Below are 18,791 nucleotides of genomic sequence, written 5' to 3'. Positions count from 1 at the left end.
AAGGAATACCAATGATTCAATCAATGACCGGCTATGCGCGCCATGAGCTCAAAGCAGAGTGGGGCACCGCCACCTGGGAAATGCGCTCAGTAAACCAACGCTTTTTAGAAACTTATTTTCGGTTACCAGAGCAAATTCGTTCATTAGAAAACAGCCTGCGCGATCGCCTGCGTAAGCAGCTGCAGCGCGGCAAAGTAGAGTGCAATTTGCGCCTACACATTGAGCAAAAAGCCGAAGGCGGTTTAAGCCTCAACGAAGAACTAGCACGTAGCGTTATTTCTTCTGCAAATTGGGTCGCCAACCAAAGCTCGAGCGCGCAACTAAACCCATTAGACGTGCTACGTTGGCCGGGCGTAGTCGCTCAGCAAGAAGAAGATATGGATGCCATTCAAGCTGACGTACTAGGTGCGTTTGACGCCTGTTTGAGCGAATTCATTGATAACCGTGGCAGCGAAGGCAAAGCCCTTGAGCGCATGATTGAAGAGCGCCTTGAAGGTATTTCTACCCAAGTAACTTTTGTGCGCGGCCGTATGCCAGAGGTATTGCAGTGGCAGCGCGATAAATTGCTAGGGCGCTTTGAAGAGGCCCGCGTAGAACTCGACCCAACCCGCCTTGAAGCCGAAATGGTGATGCTAGCGCAAAAAGTGGACGTCGCCGAAGAGCTAGACCGCCTAAACGCCCACGTTATCGAAACCCGCAAAATACTACGCAAAGGCGGAGCCTGCGGCCGCCGCTTAGATTTTATGATGCAAGAATTTAACCGCGAAGCGAACACTCTGGGCTCCAAGTCAATTAACGCTGACATTACGGCAGCTGCTGTAGAGTTGAAGGTGTTAATTGAGCAGATGCGGGAGCAGATCCAAAATATAGAATGATGCACTGTAGGTATCTGGTGATTATATAAATCAATAACTTAGCTGAAAATAATTGCCTCAAGATACCCCAAGATCACTAGCGTAAACAGTCCAAATGGATACAATAATGGATCCAAAAACTGGAGTTCCCACTCCATGTTCCGATTTTTGGATCCATTTTGAGATTTACGTGAATGGCAAAGTTAAATACCAAACAACTCCACGCAATCTGGAAGCAAGGCGAAGAGGGCCGAACGTTTCTCGGTAACGGTTTAATTTTTAGCATAAGTGCTTCAGGTACCGCAACTTTTGAGGTTCGCTACAGCATTTATGGTCGGCGACGAATTATGGGATTACTCCCTGCTTTCCCCGCCCTATCACTTGCTGAAGCTGAACACCAAGCCGCCCAAATTCGTTACCAAGCCAAGCAAGGCTTGGATCCACAAGAGACAAAAAAGCAGGTAAAACAGAAGCCGTTTAAGCTGTTTAGGGATCTTGCGAAGCACTGGTTAGACGATATAGACGACCGAATTAAAACCGGACACATCTATCGACGCGTCTACAACAACGACATAGATCCACAGCTGGGTGGCTTGCCACCGGACAAGATCCGTCCCATCGATATTAATAACCTATTGAAGAAAATACGCGCATCGGGCCGACCTGCAATCGCCAATGACGCGCTGCATTACATTAAGCGTATTTTCCAACACGGCATGAAACTCGGTGAAGTGACAAATAACCCTGCCGAGCCGTTCCGTTATGAAGATGCGGGCGGAACCGAGAAACCCCGTGACCGAGCGCTCACCTTCAAAGAGCTAGAAATTTTGTTCAGCACCATGCGCAAATACAAAGACCAGATCACGCGGGAGAACTACCTTGCCGTTGCGCTACTGGTTTGTTTGGGGTGCCGCAAAATGGAGCTCATGGCTGCCACTTGGGACGAGATCGACTTTAACGAGCGGGAGTGGCTCATGCCAAGCAACCGCAGTAAAACCGGGAAAGCGATTCGTGTACCCTTGGTGGACCCTGTTTACGACTGGTTGCAGGAACTGCAGGTTCGCGCTGCCGGTTCCGACTATGTATTCCCAAGCCGACGCGCCAGCAAGCGACCGCATGTGTCACCCGACACATTAAATGCGGCACTGGCAAAGTTACTTCGTAAAGAGAAGCTGGCGCTAGAACCTTTTACTATTCACGACCTTCGCCGCACCACGAAAACCCTACTGGCCAGCATGGGCGTTCCGCCGCACGTGAGCGAGCGCTGCCTGAACCACAAGATTCGTGGCGTGGAAGGCGTGTATGACCATTACGATTATTTTGATGAGCGCAAAACCGCGTATGAGAAATTGAGCGAGGTAATTGCGCCGATGGTGAATTGTTGAAGGCTCAACGGGTAAGGATTATTACCCGTTGACTTCTCATAGTCTAAATACGGGCGCCTTTAGATTGATTATGATATGCACACAATAGTTCACCGTTGTCGATAGTTGTTTCTCCTCCTTTGGCGTGGGGAACAACGTGATCGGCCTGGTATTTGGACCAACTTACTCTTGCTTCGTGGTCTGGCTTGCCTTCGCGAAGGCACTGTTGGCAGTATCCTTTATCTCGCCGGAATATTGTTATTCGTTCGGCTTCGGAAAAGTGACGTTTTGTATCTTTCGCTAAGATCGACAAATTGGCTTTCAATAGGTAATCGAAAAAGGCCTGACGAATGATTATGTCTCTCACTTCAAGCTCTCGTTCGCCCTGTTGACGATGGTTGGAAAAGCTCATTAGGTCTGTATCGAGGGCTTCGTCATAATTTTTCCAACGCTCGTGAAATTGATATACAAAATTCCTTATATTTTCTTGAGCGGATTCGTCGATCACGTAAAAACGATTCAAATGCCTGATTAATATATAAACGGAAATAATAAAGTACTCTACCGATAGCTCTTTAATTCCTGAATTTTCGTCAAGCATAGGATCGCTTTTGAATATTTCGTAAAAGGTGTTGAGTGTACTCAAAACTACTTTCGCTTCCTTTGTTTCTTCAAAACTCAGGTTGCCAATGCCATCAGGGACTTTATTTTGGTTGATAAAGTCCTCAATTTTCCGATCGCTCAAATCAGCATAGCCTCCACCTTGCTCGATCATCAGGAAGCGAGCCATGAATTGGAGATGTTTCATTCGATTGTTATCGACACTCAGAAGTTCGAAGAATTTATGTTTGCTTCCGTTAAAATCAATGGGGGTATAGTTTTCATAGTCGAAGCCTTGATCATCAGCATATTTGACAATGAAGTTTCGTGTGAGGCTTGATAGTTGCGCATGTGCGACCTCCATGTAGTTAAGACTTTCGCCTTGTTGAAGTCTCCAGAAAATCTCGGTCGCAATAATTTGATGAGATACGTTTTGAGGCTCTTCGATATCCTTGATTATGTCCGCTTGGTATTTAAGAGATTTATTAATGAATTTTCTGACATGAGAATCCAGATCGTTGTAAAACTTGCCGGGTAAGCTCGAGTCCAAATCCTCAAGTGATTTAGGTAAAGGATATTTACCTGCAAAGAAATCTTGAACTGCAGTTATCCTTTGTTGCCCGTCGATTACCTCATTTAAGGTACTTGTCTCGGAAAGTCGTATTTCTCTCAAAACTAATTTCGGGACATAGTATCGTCGGAATAGACTATCCATTAGAGCTTGTTTCTTCTTCTTTGACCAAACAACTTTCCGTTGGTAAGGAGGGCGTGTAACGAAGTCTTCTTGGTAATCAAAAAAGTCTTTAATACCGAATTCCTTCGGTACAATTGTGTATTCTGATTTTGGATTAAATGCCATCTAATATCCTTATCGGGATTGGTTTCACCGACTTCGTAAACAAGTAATGTTAAGATTATCATTTTTACAAGCAGCCCCAGAAAGATAAAGGCTTTGGTTAGCTAATTAAGGATACTGAAAATTAGTTTTTTTGTCATAAATGCATTGAAATTATTTATGTGTTAGAGCTAGCGAGATAGTTTTGTATGTCGATTAACTTGATCACCTTTAATTTCCAAAAAGATTACAAACCTCTATCAGAACAGTATTTCAATGGAGAGTCGTTAGGTATTCTGCTGTTCGAAGCGCATAAGGGGGTCGAGATCTCGCATCGCCATTTATTGGATTTCTATTGCACGAAAACGAAAAGTGGGATCGTAGCACCGATCTCAGTACAGCAATATGTGGCTAGTTTACTTCAAGCTATTGTAAAGCAGGAAGTTCCGGCGAGAGCAATTATTCAGGGGCTTTGTTACAAAGGTCGAATGAAGTCTGAGTCGGTAATTGATACTGAGGAACTCCACTTAATATTACGGAAAAATAGCAGTGCCGTTGGAGAGACTGATAAGAAGGCAACATTTGAAAGAGTAAGTACTGACTTCCCTGAACTTTCCGGTTATCGAAGTGCCGCCGCACTGGATCAACTTAATAGAAAAGAACGTGCCCGAATAAGGCGTCATAAGGAAGTAAAAGTTATGCTCGATTCGCTCAGCGAAGACCCGCAAATTCCATATGAACAAGCCCGCCTTATCTTTGACCGTTTAAAGAATATTTATGTGGACCCCAGTAGGCTTTATTGAAGGTCAATGTAAACATGTCGCAGCATGTTTACGCCGCTTCACTTGAGTAATCTCAAGAAACTTCTCCTGAGCTTCAATACAGGAGAAAACGATGAAGTCATTACCAAAACCTAATCAAATCCGCCAAGCGCTGCTTGAGGCATATGGTGAAACCGAGCGCCTTGTGCGCGAACAGGAGCGCAAGCGGATCACGACGCTCTCTCGCAGCCGAACCACACAGCTAGAGCGCGAAGGTAAGCACTCGAAACGTCGCATTCTTGGCAACAATAGCGTGGCTTGGCTGCTTTCTGACTTGTTGCTGTTCATTAATCAGCGGAACCCAGGTTTGGAGGGTTTCAACGATGAATAACAAGTACGAGTCGGTAGAGTTTCACATTCACGAAGCCAACCTCGTTGTGAAGCTGCTGTTTAATGCCGGAGCCGATGGCGAGTTCCCAATCACGCATAACGATGTGCTCGACATTCTCAACATGATCCGCAAGAAACTTGATGAGGCGGGTTTAACGTTGGAGGACCTTATTCGTGAACAGCGTTAACCGATTGATCTTAATCGCCGACGGTCGACCCCATTCATTTCTGCTAAGCCAGCCGGGCGGAAGTCCGGATTGGCTCGCAATAACCATCGTTCCGAGCAAGTTTGGCTGGTTTTTGTGTGCAATTGCGTCACAACCGGGCGTAGTGGCACATCAGTTCAACCACCCGATTCAAGCTACCGGAGACTGGCTCAAGCGCATTCGCATGTCGCTAATGGAACGCTCCCTAATGTTCCACCAACAGACGTTACACCGCATTCATCAAGAACTGCGCCGGAAGTTAAAATTTTTGCGCCAGCTAGAGGAGAAAGATCGTGGAGCAGCTTGATCATCGCGTGCTCTCTGACGGCAAAGAATTAAGTTCGGCAGAGCTTACGCAACTGGAAAATCTGAACAAAACATTCACCCATGTATTGTTTGGCAATAAGAACAAGATAGTGACGGTAAAGCCGTGCCCAGTGCACGGCGCAAACTTCGTCTTTTTGTCGATGGAGGAATTCATCAACTACGTTCGCCACTTGCCACAAGTTGCAGGTAAGAGTGCCGGAAAAGCGTGGTTAATGTGGCCCGGTAAATCATTCAAACCCGATGGCATCGGCTTTTACCCCAAGCCCGAGAAATGCCCTGCCAGCGTATTTAATACTTATACAGCATCGCATGTGATGCCGTTACCGGGAAGCTGCGAGCTGTACCTAAATCATTTGAAGCACGTGATATGCGCAGGCGATGAACGTGCCTACCACTACCTCATTCAGTTTATGGCGCACCTGCTGCAAAAACCGGACGAAAAGCCGACTACAGCGATTTTGCTACGCTCGGTGGAGGGTACCGGGAAAGGCACCATGGTGAAGCCTTTGTTGGCGATGGTAGGCGCTCAGGGAGCCCATATAAACGGGCATCATCACATAACCGGACAGTTCAATAGCGTGATAGCAAACAAGCTACTGATATTTGCTGACGAAGTGGACCTTTCATCGAGCCAAGTAGCCGATAAACTCAAGGCGCTCATCAGCGAACCAATTGTGCAGTTGGAACGCAAAGGACTCGAACCGATAGCGATACCCAACTATGCGCGGTTGATATTTGCAAGTAACCGCGATTTCGTGTTGAAAGCTGGCTTAAAAGAACGGCGTTACTTGGTGCTGGAGCCGTCGGTTGAATACGCACAAGACCAGCGCTATTTCAGTAAGCTACACCAGTGGCTAGAAAATGGCGGAACGTCGTTTCTGATGGATTACTTGTTAAAGCTCGATATTAGCGAGTTCAACCCATACAAAGCACCGACCACATCGGCACTAATGGAGCAAAAGCTGCAAGCCATGCCATTGATATACCAATATGCGTATCAGAACCTAAGCAGTGAGACACCTTTTGCAGGCCGAGCAAGAATATTGTCTACGGATGCCATCAACGACTTTATGCACTGGTGTGAGAGCCATAATCATGACGTGAGTTATGGCAGTGCCAGCAGCTCGGTGGGCAAGTTGTTCAAAGAGATCGCAGAGCAAATTTATGGTCGGTCAGATCGAGGTGGTCGGTATTTTGAACTTGGCAGCGTTGATGATATGCGCGAGCGATTCGCAAGGCTTATCTGTGCTGAACCACATGACCTCTTCGACTAGTTGACTAGTGCGCGTTATTGATAATGATGTAGCTGGAACACCAATACTTGGAACGCTGCATCGTTTTAGGTAACGCGTTTCTTCTGAGCTATCCAAACGATAGCAATACTCCTAGGTTTCGGTGTTCGTTAACGCATGCTCAAAATAAGGAGAACGAACATGTGGCACGTTTTACAAATGTCAGAAGAGTACATCGAAAAATACTTAAGACTGACGGGCCAAACCCGTGAGGAGGTCGAGGCAAGGTTTGCAGCCGATCGTGAACGCGATATGCGAGACGACTTTGATGAATCGGACTGGGTGCAAGGCTGTGACCCAAGCCAGCGGGAGAAATTCACCATGCCAATCGCATTTGAAATCGTCGGCGATGACAACGAACAAGAGAACAAAGAGTAAAAGAAAGTTAATACGGAGAACGCTCATGAGAAAAACAATGATAACAATGACTCTAGCCACTCTTCTAACCGCATGTTCAACCACTTCTGGAACGGGACCTGATATATACACGAGTGGATTTGATAACAGCACCTTAGTCGAAATTGCCCCTCATGGTGCGGCTTGCACGACCGCCTGTCTTGGATTGGGAGCACAATGGAACGAGGCGCACGGAGATGAAGCCTTTCTGATAGTGGCCAACTTTATGGACTTGGTGGCTATTCTGGACGCCCAACTAAACATTGACGGTAAAATTGTAGATCTTGAGCCAGCGGACCTGCTTACTGGCCAAGAAACTAGCTCAGGTGTTCGAACTTCGACAAAAGGGTTTCGCACAACACTCGAAACCATTGAAGCACTAACCAAAGCCAAGCGCGTATGGTTACGCATCGAAACGCCAACAGGAACGCGAGAAGACCGCATTATTGATGCTTCCGGCGATACTAAGGCCTATCATGCGATGAAGCGTTTTATAAGCGCTGTAAAAAGTGTTGATTGAGGAGTCCCACCTCTACCACAGCCATTGATTTTGGTCAGAAAGCACTCTTTCCGATGGGGAGGGTGCTTTTATGTAAACCTATGCCTATCCCGCCCACATCGTACTAAATCTAAGAGGAATTTAATTTAGGTTAGGGTGGGAGTGCGGCATGCGGGAACAACGCTAGATTTGATAATCGGGTTTAATATTTGGTGTTGGGATTTTACTGTACAAAAGAAGCAAGGTTATAGATCTTGTAAGCATAACGCAGTACATTGGGTCTCAAAAAGTTACTGAGGGTTGGTAATGACGAGAACAAAAGATGAAACCTTGTCTTTTCGCACATCTGCAGAGGTCAAAGAGTTACTAAGGGCTGCAGCTCTCAGAGAGCGACGTTCTCAAGCTTCCATGCTAGAAGTTTTGATTTTGGATTATGCGAGAAAGCACAAGCTCAAGTCGACTATTAGTTAAGTAGTTATGGAGCTAGGGCCTCATTGGAAGCCTAAGTTGTATTTAAAAAGTGAGGGATAACTGTGTCACGATTGACCGATTTGCTGGCTCGGGCCAGAGCTAAAGATCCCGCTCTGGGAGAGGAGCTTGAAAAAGAGTTTAAAGCGCTCTCATCAAGACGATCGTTTGGGCTCAACTTTGAGCGCCATAAACCCGAGAGTGTTGAATTACCCGGACGGCCAGTTCGCAAAGGCGACAAAGTTAGAGTTCTTCCTCCTCGTGGGTCTACAAAAAAAGGAGACCAAACACTGTGGAGAGTTCGAAGAATATTAAAAAGTAAAAATGCTCGAATGGCTGAAATCGAATCAATTGATATTGATCGCCAAGAAATAGCTGAAGTACTTATCGCGGATTTGGTGGTCGTTGCAGAGTTCCGTGACTATATTTATCCTGGGCTTGTCAGTACAGGGAAAATTGAACGAGGCGGCAATAAGCCATACCACACTGTCATCAATGGCGAGAATTTTCACGTCTTGGAAGCCTTGACTTATACTCATCGCGGCAAGATTGATGCAATCTATATTGATCCTCCATATAACACCGGTGCGAAAGATTGGAAGTATAATAACAATTATGTAGAAAATGATGACCAATATAGGCATAGCAAATGGCTTGCATTTATGGAGCGACGTTTGATAGTTGCAAAGCAATTATTAAATCCAACTTGCTCTGTCTTAATAGTCACGATTGATGAAAAAGAGTATTTGAGATTAGGTTTACTTCTGGAGCAGACATTCCCTGAGGGTCGGATCCAGATGTTAACTTCCGTTATAAATCCGCGTGCAGGAGTTACAAGACCAGATGCTTTTACTCGCACAGAGGAATATATATTCGTAATCCAATTCGGAAATTCTTCTGTGTTATCTGCTCCACTCTCTGGAGAAGTTAATAAGAACAAAAACACAGCTCCAATTTGGTTTTCACTTATGCGCACAGGTTCAAATAGCTCTAGGGAGGCGCGCCCTAATCTTTTTTATCCCATATGGGTTTATCCGACTGGGCAATTACACTCAGTAGGGAATCCAATCCCACTAGACCAAGACCGGAATACAGTCAATTCTCCATCAGATAATTTGATAGCTATATGGCCTTTAAGACCAGATGGTACTGAAAACACTTGGCAACTCGGAGCTGCAACAGTCAGAAAGGCTTTCATTGAAGGCTATGCAAAAGTTAATGTTTCACCAAAGAAAATCACCATAAATTATCTTAGAAATGCTGAGAAAAAAAGAATTGAGCAAGGAGAAATTGAAATTCTTGGACGAGATGACTTCGGTGCATTGATTCTCAAGCATAAGGAGGGCGCTAATCGCTTAACTCGTCCACGCACGGTATGGTCGAGTCCTGCGCACGACGCTGGTTTATACGGTTCAACGCTGTTAAGAACCCTCATTCCAGGCCGGAAATTCCCATTTCCCAAATCGCTTTATTCGGTGGAAGACATTCTGCGTTTCTTCGTGGGGAAAAACAAGAATGCAGTAATTCTAGACTTCTTTTCTGGATCGGGCACAACAGCACATGCAGTAATGCGACTTAACCGACAAGATAACGGGTTGAGACAATCCATATCAGTTACAAATAATGAAGTTAGTGCAGATGAGCAAAAACGCCTAATTAAATCTAGATTTAGGCCAGGAGATGACGAATGGGAACAGTGGGGTATATGCGAGTATATTACCAAGCCGAGAATTCAAGCAACGATTACTGGTGATACTCCAGATGGAAAAAGCATCGAGGGAGATTACAAATTCACTGATGAGTTTCCTTTGGCGGAAGGATTTGAAGAGAACGCAGAGTTTTTTACTTTGACTTATGAAACTCCAGTTGCGGTGAGGCATAACTTGGCTTTAAGGCGTATTGCACCGTTGCTATGGATGAGAGCCGGATCTACCGGAGCGCGGATTGAGGAAATACCAGAGCAGGGTTGGGAAATTGTCGATTCTTATGGGATATTGGTAAACCTCGATCAATCAGTGAAGTTCTGTAATGCAGTAAAAATGAAAAAGACCGTGCGTGTTGCTTACATTGTAACAGACGACGATCGACGTTTTCAGGCCGTTGTTCGTTATTTGCCGGATTCAATAGAGCCAGTGCGCCTTTATGAGTCTTACTTGTCTAACTTCCGCTTTTCGATGGGCCGTTAAAAATGAAATTTATATTAAAAGATTATCAGGAAGAAGCGGTAAGAGATGTACTCGTCAATTTAAAAAAGGCATCCAAACGCTGGATAGAGGATGGAGACAGACATGCATTCTCTCTAACTGCCACGACAGGTGCTGGCAAGACCGTAATGGCTGCAGCTGTATTTGAAGCTTTATTTCATGGCGATGACAACTTCGATTATGAACCAGATCCGAGCGCAGCGGTAATTTGGTTTAGTGACGATCCCTCTTTAAATGAGCAATCTAAGTATCGTCTACTGGAAGCATCAGACAGGATTTCGCCGAGTGATCTTGTCGTTGTTCAAAATACTTTTAATCAAGAAAAATTTGAACCGGGCAAGATTTATTTTCTTAACACTCAAAAGCTTAGTAAGAACAGCTTACTTGTGCGAGGCTCAGATATCGATGAAGAAGGTTATGAGACATCAGGCCAGAGGGTCATGCCAGATCTGCGTTCTTTCACGATTTGGGACACTATTCAAAATACCATTGATGACCCATCGCTGACTTTGACATTAGTATTAGATGAAGCTCACCGGGGGATGGGGGTTAATTCTAGGACAGATGAGAAGTCAACAATCGTAAAGCGCCTCATTAACGGTAAAGGCCTAGTGCCAGGAATTCCTGTTGTATGGGGAATATCTGCAACCGTAGAGCGATTTAACAGTGCGATATCCTATATGCAAGCGCGAGCTACGTTGCCAAATGTAGTAGTTGACTCCTCAAAAGTTCAGGCTTCTGGGTTATTAAAAGACACTATTATACTTGATGTGCCGAGTGAAATAGGCCAGTTTGATACTATTCTTGTACGACGAGGGATTGATAAATTAAAAGACATTTCAGAAGCTTGGTTGGCCTATCATGAGCAACAAGGCGATACTGAAAAAGTCATTCCACTTATGGTACTGCAAGTACCTAATACACCAGATCATAATGAGATTGGCAGAGCGTTGGATACTATCTTCGAGCGTTGGCCGAACTTACCTACTGATGCGATAGCTCATGTTTTTGGTGACCACAAAACCCAGACATTTGGGAGTTATAGCGTTCCTTATATTTCGCCGGAGCGTGTTCAAGAGTCTAGTTGGGTTCGTGTGCTTATAGCTAAAGATGCTATTAGCACTGGATGGGATTGTCCGAGAGCGGAGGTAATGGTTTCTTTTCGTCCAGCAAAGGACAAAACACATATTACCCAGTTGCTTGGCCGCATGGTTCGTACCCCTCTAGCCCGGCGTATTTCGGGTAATGAACGCCTCAATTCTGTAGATTGTTTACTGCCGTTTTTTGATGAAAAGTCCGTTACTGAGGTTGCTGATTCACTGATGACAGGTAGCGACGGAGGAGAGCAATTAGACGGGCGAAGAATTCTAATCAATCCAGAAGAGATGCTTGCGAATCCGTGTGTTCCTGAAGCGGTCTGGGAAAAACTAATTTCTCTTCCAAGTCAAACCATACCTAAAAAACAGTCTAAGCCAATTAAGCGGCTGACATCTTTGGCGCATGAACTTGCCTTTGATGGAATTCTGTCGGATGCAGGGACTTTTGCACATGCTGAGATGCACAAAGCATTAAATGCCGCTCGCCAGCGTTATTCAGACCAAATTACCGACGCAAGAAAAGCTGTTCTCACTGTTGAAGGGAGAACATTAAACGCCGATCTAGCAGACAAGAAAATGTCTTTCGATGCTTTCTTGGAAACAGCTGATTATGTCGTCGTCGATGATGCATATCGAAGAGCTAGTAGAAGTATTAGTCCCGACTTGGCGAATTCTTACAGCGAATTTTTGGCTAGCTCAGAAAGTGACGAAGACGACTATGAAGAGGCGCTCATGGATGCTCATGCAACAGTCGCTGCACTTGGATTAGTTCCCGAAATTCAAACATATTTGGAGCAAGAGGCTGAAAAGCTCGCTAAAACTTGGCTAATGCGATTCAGGATTGAAATTAAAACCTTATCGGACGAGCGGCAAGACGTATATCGCGAAATTCGAGAAATGAGTACAGAGCCAATGGACGTCGATTTAGCAAAACCAAATTCATGGATGCAGAGAACGATTATCCGAGAGGCCGATGGAACTGAAAGGTCTCTGCCAAAATATGAGAAGCATATGCTCTGTGACTCAGAAGGTTTTTTCCCAGAGGATTTCAACATGTGGGAAGTCGATGTTCTTAATCACGAGTTAAGCCGAAACGAAGTTATTGCTTGGTATAGAAACCCAGCTCGTGCGAGTCAAGACTCTCTCGGGGTAATTTACGAGGATGCCGGCAATATAAAATTGATGCGTCCTGACTTCATCTTTTTTACCCAACTTGCAGATGGCAGCATTGCAGCGGACATTGTTGACCCACATGGAACGCAATTTAGTGACTCAATTCCTAAGTTGAAAGGGCTGGCGCAATATGCGGAAAATTTCGGAGCTCATTATCGCCGTATTGATGCAATTGCTAAAGTTGATGATGTATACCGGGTTATTGATCTAAAAGAGCGTCGAGTGCGCGCAGCGATAGCATCAGCGACATCCATAGCGGAGTTGTACAGTAGCGATGTGGCTGTTGATTATTCGTAGCAATAGTGACCGAAAAGCCGAGGCATAAAGTAATTAGGGAAATGAAAGTAAACTTAATATTGAGAGTATTAGGTAAGTGAGCGAGGTATGGCTTTTTTCGAAAGAGATGGCGTCATCTGGACTATCGTCATCATTGGCGTTTTGTTCTGTGGAATATGTTTAGGGCTGTTAATTGAGGGTAAAGGTCACTTTTTGCCTACGCTGAGTGGTTTTGCAACCGCCTTCGGAACCTTGCTACTTGGCGTCGCAGCAATAAAAGGTGTTAATCAGTGGAAGAGTGAAATTCGAGGAAGAACTGAGTTTGAAGCTGCTAAAAATTATTTACGCGCTGCATACCACCTCAGAAAGGAGCTAAACTACTGTCGAAGCCCGATGATTTCAGCTCAAGAATTTCCAGACGGGTACAACCCACTAGAAGCCAACGCAAGCGAACGTTCTTCTGCACACGCGCATGTATATGCGAATAGGTGGGCTGATGTTGCGAATGCGTTTGTTGATTTAGAAGCTGCGTCGATAGAAGCTGAGGTTTTGTGGGGTAAACAGGTAATTCCTCTAACCGCTGCCATTAAAAGGTGTGTCACGAGATTGCGAGCATCAATGCAGGCTTCGCTTAGGAATATCGCATCGGGTGGGAGAAATTTTCAGGCCAACCCAGAATTCGGTGAACGAATCGAGCAGGATATTACTTATGCAGGTGATGAAGATGATAATGAACTTGAGTCTTTACTTACCGATGCAATAAGTGCGATTGAAGAGTTTACAAAGCAACATTTGCCATCGTAACAGCACTCGAAGGAACTAGCCTGCTAGATACGCTGGTCAACTCATTGAAGCAGGAGATCTAGGCAATGACAGACAAGCAAAAGGATTTCGTAACAACGATGTTATGGAAGGACTTCTCGAAGCGCGCTGCGCTCTCGTTATCGATTAGATCAAGAACCAGAAAGGACATAATGCATGGCGAAGTTGTTTATATGAGTAATTCAAAATTGATCTTGAATATTTTTAACTTATAAGTAAAATGAGCTACCCTTAATGGCGCAGACAAGACAAATTCTTGAAGCTAACGACAACGTGACCGACACCTTGCGTGAAGCGATGAGTCACGTTCCGCCGCATCTTGCAGCTGGTGTAGCCCAAAAATTTACTGCGCTCTTTGAAATGTATGAAGAGGGTCACGATTGGAAGGTGCCAGCACAATGCAATGTTGAAGGTGACCTCGAGGCGCGGCGTAAATTTTATGCGCTCAAGGTGAAGCAAGTTCGCTGTTACGGTTGGTACTACCGTGGAAATTTTGTGATTAGTCACTATATCTATAAAAAACAGCAGAAGCTGTCGAAAGCTGATACAAGAGCAGTGCAAGAAAACTACAGAGCATGGTTGCAGACAATTGGAGAAGAGAATGAGTAAATTTGACTTTCAGAACGCCTTTTCAGAGTGGAGTGACACTGAAAACGAGCAGGAGAAAGCGTGTAAAGTTGCTCAAGAGAAAGCAATCTACCGCATCGCAAATGAGATTTATCATGCTATGAAAGAGGCCGAGATCAGCAACTCTCAGCTTGCCGAATTAGTTGATAAGAAGCCTGCATTCATTACCCGAGTTTTCAAAGGTGACCACAACATGACTGTTCGTACAATCGCCAGTCTCGCCTTTGCATTGGGTAAAGAAGTGCATTTCGACTTGCGTGATCGTGCAACTGAGGGATACAGCTGGGAAAACGTTCGAGTGAACAACGGCGATAATGTTGTTGATTTCCCAAGTCACCTCCATACCAGCCGACGCGTTGATGTTGATGAATGTGAATATCAAGCAGTTTGAGGCGCAATAAATGAACGAAGCGGTGATTAAACCAGCAGTCGATAACCTCAGCATAGAGAAAGTTGACCTGCTTACAGCCAGAGTCGACTGCGATGAGGTATTCTCATTTAGCAAACCTAAACCAAATTGCAATGTAAAAGTTGGTCGTGGTTTGGTCAGCTTTTCTGTGTTGGAGCCTGGTGAGGGCGAGGAAGGTAACCCGAAGTATGTTGCCTACGTTTATCAATGTGGCCTTAAGTTCGAGCCGAAAGAAGTCGACGCGGAAGCGTCAGATAGTGATTGCACAACACTTCTGATCGAAGCTCGTTTCAGCGTTATTTATGTGATGAAAGACGACGTAAACGAAGATTCTTTACGCGAGTTTGGACGTTTTAACGTTCCTTACCATGTATGGCCTTATTGGCGCGAATACGCGCAATCAACACTGTCACGCATGGGCGTTGAGCCTGTACCTATTCCCGTCTATCGACTCCGCAAATAAATCCCGAACCAACCATATAGTCTAAAATTTGCTCAGCCGAATAAGGTGATGTAAAGTCACCTTACGAATTAAAAGCGTCGCCAAGGATACGAGGTAAAGCGCAGTTTGAATTCCCCGCTCAGATAGTTTTCCTCAAGGAAAGAGCCCACCAGTTCAGTCTACCTCGGTTTTTCATTTTCTCAATTGGCCAAGTTAGCTTGTTAGGTAGATAGGCAAATCAATATGAATAGATGGCAAAAGCAATTTAGTGAGCATGCGATACATCAAGTAATTGAAGAGCTTCAAGAAGCTCTTGGTCATGAGCCCGAGAACCTTGAGTTATCCCAGTTTGATGAGCTAGTAAGGGCACGACTTGTTGTTGAAGAGTGCCGTAATCGGCTGAGTGAAGTCGACGCTCGACTTTTACCATTTCCTTTGCTTGACGAAATAAGTAATGCACTTAAGAGCCCTCATATTCTAGGGAAAGCAAAAGCTTTTGCTGGCGGCGATAACAATCAACTACAGCCACTTAACGAAACGCTTACCGGCTTAATACCTAAAATTAATCAGCTTCCTAGGTTAGATGTTGAAGAAGAGGTTTCTACGGTTATTTTAGTAGCCGAAGAATCGAGTAAGCAAGCGTTGGATAAAGTTCTCGCTAAAGCCAAATCAGCAGAAGAGCGTCTTAAAGAGTTGACCAGCGGGCTAGAATCTCTGGCTAAAGAAAAAGAGAAAATCGAACAATCGTTAAGTACACGGAAACAAGAGCTGGATAGTCTTACTGCACAGTTTCAGCAACAGTTTTCGGATGCTCAGGAGTCTAGAAGCCAAAAATACTCGGATTGGTTCAATAGCATTGACCAAAAAGCGCGAGAAGATTCCCGTGAACTTATGAAAGCGACCGAGGAAGAGCTGCAACAGCTCATCGCAGATTCAACGAGTAAGCACGACGATATTAAGGAACTCTATGAACTTGCGGCTGGTGATAGTATTGCGGGTGGTTACAGTCAAACAGCGACCTCAGAGACAACTCAGGCAAACATTTGGCGATGGATCTCATTAGGCTTCATTGGGGCAACAATCGCATGGTTACTGCTAGTCGTCTTTTACTTTTTACAGCCCGAACTGCCTATCGACATGGATGTAGCTGAGCATTTAACACAAAGTGCTGCCCCAGACTGGTACAGAATGATAATTAACTTTTCTATTACGGGCGTATTGTTATTCGGAGCTGCGTTTAGTAGCCAGCAATCAACGAAACACCGCAACGAAGCCAAGAAAGCTAGAGGCCTTGCCCTACAGATAAAGGCACTAGAACCATACATTTACTCGCTTGATTCTGACAAACAAAAGGAACTGAAGGAACGTCTTGCTGAAAAGTTTTTCTTTGGTGTTGAGAACGGTGAGCCTGACGAAGGCGTTATTCATGAGTCTTCATTTAAGAGCATAACGTCAACTATAGTTGAGATTCTAAAGGCATCGAAGTAACGCAATAGCGATCACTTTGGGAACATTGATAGGGAGTAAGTTGAATTGAAGCACAGTGAAAATTCCTCATTTCGAGAAAAATTAATAGAGCATTTATTCGTGGGTGAGCTGTTGAAACTTTCTTGGCAAGACTACGACTGCTCACTTGAGGTTGCCAGTCCCGAGGTCGATAATGCTGGATATGATGTCATAGCGGAAGATCGCGGTATAGTAAGGCACATTCAATTGAAAGCCTCATATATCGGCGGTAAGACCGCAAACCAGAAAGTACATACGAGACTTGCTGATAAGCCATCAGGGTGTGTGATTTGGATTTACTTTGACCAAGACACCTTAGAATTGGGCCCGTTTTATTTTTTTGGTTCTACCCCAGGTGAAAAGCTACCTGACCTAAGTGGAATGAAGATAGCGAGACATACAAAAGGCGACCAGGACGGTTATAAAGCTGAAAGGCCAAATATAAGAGTTATACCAAAAGGGAAATTTAAGAAAATAAACAGCATCGAAGAAGTTTATGATGTTTTGTTCAAAGCTTAATTTCTCGCCGTTTTGAGCGTCAGTACATAGTCCAACTGGATCCAAAAATGGATCCTAAATGCAAAAAACGTCAGCCTTAAAACAAGCAAGTTTTTGTTTAATAAGAAAATAATATTCACATCATCCGTTCAGATCCAAAACATCGAATAACCCGGCGTTTTTCCGCAAGGTAAGCCGGGTGGCGCATTGCAGATGCAGCTTGCTTGCAAGCGGAGCTTAGGACGCAAGTAGACAGTGACAATATTGTGAGTACTTATGGACGAATTTCTGATTGGTTCCTTTAAAAGTAGTTGGCCATACTTTCTGTTGGCGTTTGCAGTGGCCGAATTACTTCTTTTCTTAAAGAAAAGGAAAGGGTTATTTTCAGAGATTATTGTGGCCTTTGTTGCCTGTATTGCGCTGACCGTTCTGGCGCAATATCAAAGTCACAGTTCTTGGGCGGCCGAAAATAGACCTGTATTGCTCGCCTTGGCTAATTTCTTGAGCATACTTATGCCACTAATTATCTTTGTTGCGGCAAACCAATTTTTGGTCAAAATTCGGCACGCTGTGCAGCAACATGCCACGCTCTATTAGAAGGCCAGATTTCATGAAAGCCTGCCACGGTTTGCTTGGCAGTATCTAACACCAATTTTTCTGGCAGCATGGCTTTAGCCGCTAAGTGTGACAGCTCATCCAGCGTAAAATCACTGAGTTTCTTGCTACGACTCACCTTCAGCGCCGCGCTATCATCGGGGATATAAGGAATGGTCGAGACAAAGTCATAGGCAGGCGCAATCGATGCGGTGCGCTTGTCTTTGTAAATCACAGACCAATTCTTCAAATGCATATCGGCATTACCAATTAGGGTATTGAATACCAATCGACGGGTAAATTCTGCAATGTCCTTATCTTGACCTTCGACGCCGATAACCTGAGCAATATTGCGCATTCTGGCGTTTTTGTATTTATCTTGAGGATAGACGCCAAACACTTGCGCAAAATCTTCAATATGTACTGCTTGTTCACCTGCACGATCAAAGCGCTTGATCGCAAACGCCTGAACATTTTTAAAAGCATCGCCAAATTTGCCAATACCATTTGGGATATTAGCAATCTGGCTAATCGGGAGTAGCTGCGTTTCTGGAACATCCATCCCCAACATGCGAGCCAGTTCCATCATCGAATATTCATTTTCTGGCACAGCGTCAAAGCGAGACGATGGCAATTTCACAATCCAAGAGCCACCTTCTATTTACTGTTTGGCTTCTCGATTGAAATCCAACGCTGGTAGGTGGTGCTTCAATGAGTTGCCATTGCCGTTAATTGATTAGGCAGGGTACCCTTTTGTCGGAAAATACGATCTTGCAACAGCATGCCCCAGCCATCGGGCAAACAATCTCCAAATACGCCATGTACACCTTGGTGCGGCTGCTCACCTGAGCTTAGCGTACGAGTAACATTAAGCTTCTGAATCGGTTTAAAACTCATCTTTTAGCACCTCATCAATACTCGTGGGTATAGCAGCGCGTTCTTTGCTAAGTTGCGTGAGCTGATAAAGCCTATCTAGCGAATCAAGGGTCTGCCATAGCAACAGCAATTGACGAAATGAAATTTGCCCGGTCAGCTCAAATTTCTTAATGGTGGCCGCAGCAATGCAGTCTGTATGTATGTAAAGCCGGTGTAAAGAAGCTAAACAATGTTAAGAAAAAGCCTTATTGTTCATGCTAAATAATGGAAGCTTG

Annotated in this window: 18 protein-coding genes and 3 pseudogenes; 17 read left to right on the top strand and 4 right to left on the bottom strand. The window is 44.7% G+C overall.

The annotated features are described in order from the left end of the window. The first annotated feature begins 11 nt into the window (after window positions 1–11). Together AB8S08_RS11550 and AB8S08_RS11545 are read left to right on the top strand one after the other, a co-directional pair. Window positions 12–875, top strand: coding sequence for a YicC/YloC family endoribonuclease (locus AB8S08_RS11550; protein ID WP_369742841.1), 864 nt, complete (start codon window positions 12–14; stop codon window positions 873–875). A gap of 173 nt (window positions 876–1,048) precedes the next feature. Beyond that, window positions 1,049–2,239, top strand: coding sequence for a tyrosine-type recombinase/integrase (locus AB8S08_RS11545; protein WP_369742840.1), 1,191 nt, complete (start codon window positions 1,049–1,051; stop codon window positions 2,237–2,239). A gap of 43 nt (window positions 2,240–2,282) precedes the next feature. On the opposite strand, the gene AB8S08_RS11540 is transcribed toward AB8S08_RS11545, so the two are convergent. Continuing rightward, complete coding sequence (locus AB8S08_RS11540) at window positions 2,283–3,677, bottom strand: HNH endonuclease family protein (RefSeq protein ID WP_369742839.1); 1,395 nt, start codon at window positions 3,675–3,677, stop codon at window positions 2,283–2,285. 185 nt (window positions 3,678–3,862) lie between these two features. Between AB8S08_RS11540 and AB8S08_RS11535 the strand changes: the two genes are divergently transcribed. The 15 genes from AB8S08_RS11535 (at window position 3,863) to AB8S08_RS11465 (ending at window position 17,643) form a co-directional block, all read left to right on the top strand. Beyond that, the gene (locus AB8S08_RS11535; protein WP_369742838.1) at window positions 3,863–4,456 is read left to right on the top strand and encodes a hypothetical protein; all 594 of its coding nucleotides are present in this window, start codon (window positions 3,863–3,865) and stop codon (window positions 4,454–4,456) included. Window positions 4,457–4,547: 91 nt separating this feature from the next. Further along, window positions 4,548–4,805: an AlpA family phage regulatory protein gene (locus AB8S08_RS11530; protein WP_369742837.1), complete on the top strand. Its 258-nt coding sequence runs from the start codon at window positions 4,548–4,550 to the stop codon at window positions 4,803–4,805. Further along, window positions 4,798–4,992, top strand: a complete 195-nt coding sequence (locus AB8S08_RS11525; RefSeq protein ID WP_369742836.1) for a hypothetical protein — start codon at window positions 4,798–4,800, stop codon at window positions 4,990–4,992. The genes AB8S08_RS11530 and AB8S08_RS11525 overlap by 8 nt, the downstream gene beginning before the upstream one ends. 311 nt (window positions 4,993–5,303) lie before the next feature. After that, complete coding sequence (locus AB8S08_RS11520) at window positions 5,304–6,611, top strand: primase-helicase family protein (RefSeq protein ID WP_369742835.1); 1,308 nt, start codon at window positions 5,304–5,306, stop codon at window positions 6,609–6,611. A gap of 159 nt (window positions 6,612–6,770) precedes the next feature. Beyond that, the gene (locus AB8S08_RS11515; protein WP_126767187.1) at window positions 6,771–7,007 is read left to right on the top strand and encodes a hypothetical protein; all 237 of its coding nucleotides are present in this window, start codon (window positions 6,771–6,773) and stop codon (window positions 7,005–7,007) included. A gap of 25 nt (window positions 7,008–7,032) precedes the next feature. Continuing rightward, window positions 7,033–7,545, top strand: a complete 513-nt coding sequence (locus tag AB8S08_RS11510) for a hypothetical protein (protein WP_369742834.1) — start codon at window positions 7,033–7,035, stop codon at window positions 7,543–7,545. 512 nt (window positions 7,546–8,057) lie between these two features. After that, a complete protein-coding gene (locus AB8S08_RS11505) occupies window positions 8,058–10,178 on the top strand; it encodes a site-specific DNA-methyltransferase (RefSeq protein ID WP_369742833.1) in 2,121 nt (706 codons plus the stop codon). A 2-nt stretch (window positions 10,179–10,180) separates the two neighbouring features. Then, window positions 10,181–12,763: a DEAD/DEAH box helicase gene (locus tag AB8S08_RS11500; protein ID WP_369742832.1), complete on the top strand. Its 2,583-nt coding sequence runs from the start codon at window positions 10,181–10,183 to the stop codon at window positions 12,761–12,763. Between the two features lie 87 nt (window positions 12,764–12,850). Further along, window positions 12,851–13,546: a hypothetical protein gene (locus AB8S08_RS11495; RefSeq protein WP_369742831.1), complete on the top strand. Its 696-nt coding sequence runs from the start codon at window positions 12,851–12,853 to the stop codon at window positions 13,544–13,546. Between the two features lie 252 nt (window positions 13,547–13,798). Then, the gene (locus tag AB8S08_RS11490) at window positions 13,799–14,173 is read left to right on the top strand and encodes a hypothetical protein (protein WP_369742830.1); all 375 of its coding nucleotides are present in this window, start codon (window positions 13,799–13,801) and stop codon (window positions 14,171–14,173) included. Further along, window positions 14,166–14,582, top strand: a complete 417-nt coding sequence (locus AB8S08_RS11485) for a helix-turn-helix domain-containing protein (protein WP_369742829.1) — start codon at window positions 14,166–14,168, stop codon at window positions 14,580–14,582. The genes AB8S08_RS11490 and AB8S08_RS11485 overlap by 8 nt, the downstream gene beginning before the upstream one ends. Window positions 14,583–14,592: 10 nt before the next feature. Then, entirely contained in the window at window positions 14,593–15,063 is a 471-nt protein-coding gene (locus AB8S08_RS11480) for a hypothetical protein (RefSeq protein WP_369742828.1), read from the top strand. A 222-nt stretch (window positions 15,064–15,285) separates the two neighbouring features. Beyond that, on the top strand, window positions 15,286–16,530 hold the full coding sequence (locus AB8S08_RS11475; RefSeq protein ID WP_369742827.1) for a hypothetical protein: 1,245 nt from the start codon (window positions 15,286–15,288) through the stop codon (window positions 16,528–16,530). A gap of 45 nt (window positions 16,531–16,575) precedes the next feature. Next, on the top strand, window positions 16,576–17,067 hold the full coding sequence (locus tag AB8S08_RS11470) for a hypothetical protein (RefSeq protein WP_369742826.1): 492 nt from the start codon (window positions 16,576–16,578) through the stop codon (window positions 17,065–17,067). 255 nt (window positions 17,068–17,322) lie between these two features. Next, window positions 17,323–17,643 (top strand): hypothetical protein, encoded by a 321-nt coding sequence (locus AB8S08_RS11465; protein ID WP_369742825.1) that lies wholly within the window; start codon window positions 17,323–17,325, stop codon window positions 17,641–17,643. Here the strand turns inward: AB8S08_RS11465 and AB8S08_RS11460 are convergent. From AB8S08_RS11460 to AB8S08_RS11450, 3 pseudogenes are all read right to left on the bottom strand, one after another. Beyond that, window positions 17,633–18,298 (bottom strand): annotated as a pseudogene (locus tag AB8S08_RS11460) (type II toxin-antitoxin system HipA family toxin); the annotation flags it as partial. The gene AB8S08_RS11465 and the pseudogene AB8S08_RS11460 overlap by 11 nt on opposite strands. A 62-nt stretch (window positions 18,299–18,360) precedes the next feature. After that, window positions 18,361–18,537, bottom strand: a pseudogene (locus AB8S08_RS11455) (type II toxin-antitoxin system HipA family toxin); the annotation flags it as partial. After that, window positions 18,527–18,706: pseudogene (locus AB8S08_RS11450) on the bottom strand (XRE family transcriptional regulator); the annotation flags it as partial. The pseudogenes AB8S08_RS11455 and AB8S08_RS11450, both read right to left, overlap by 11 nt. Window positions 18,707–18,791: the final 85 nt, after the last annotated feature.

The sequence above is a fragment of the Pseudidiomarina sp. PP-1MA genome, assembly GCF_041200125.1.
Classification (GTDB): domain Bacteria; phylum Pseudomonadota; class Gammaproteobacteria; order Enterobacterales; family Alteromonadaceae; genus Pseudidiomarina; species Pseudidiomarina fusca.
Note: the sequence above shows the minus strand (reverse complement) of the source record. Positions and strands in the feature narration are given on the sequence as shown.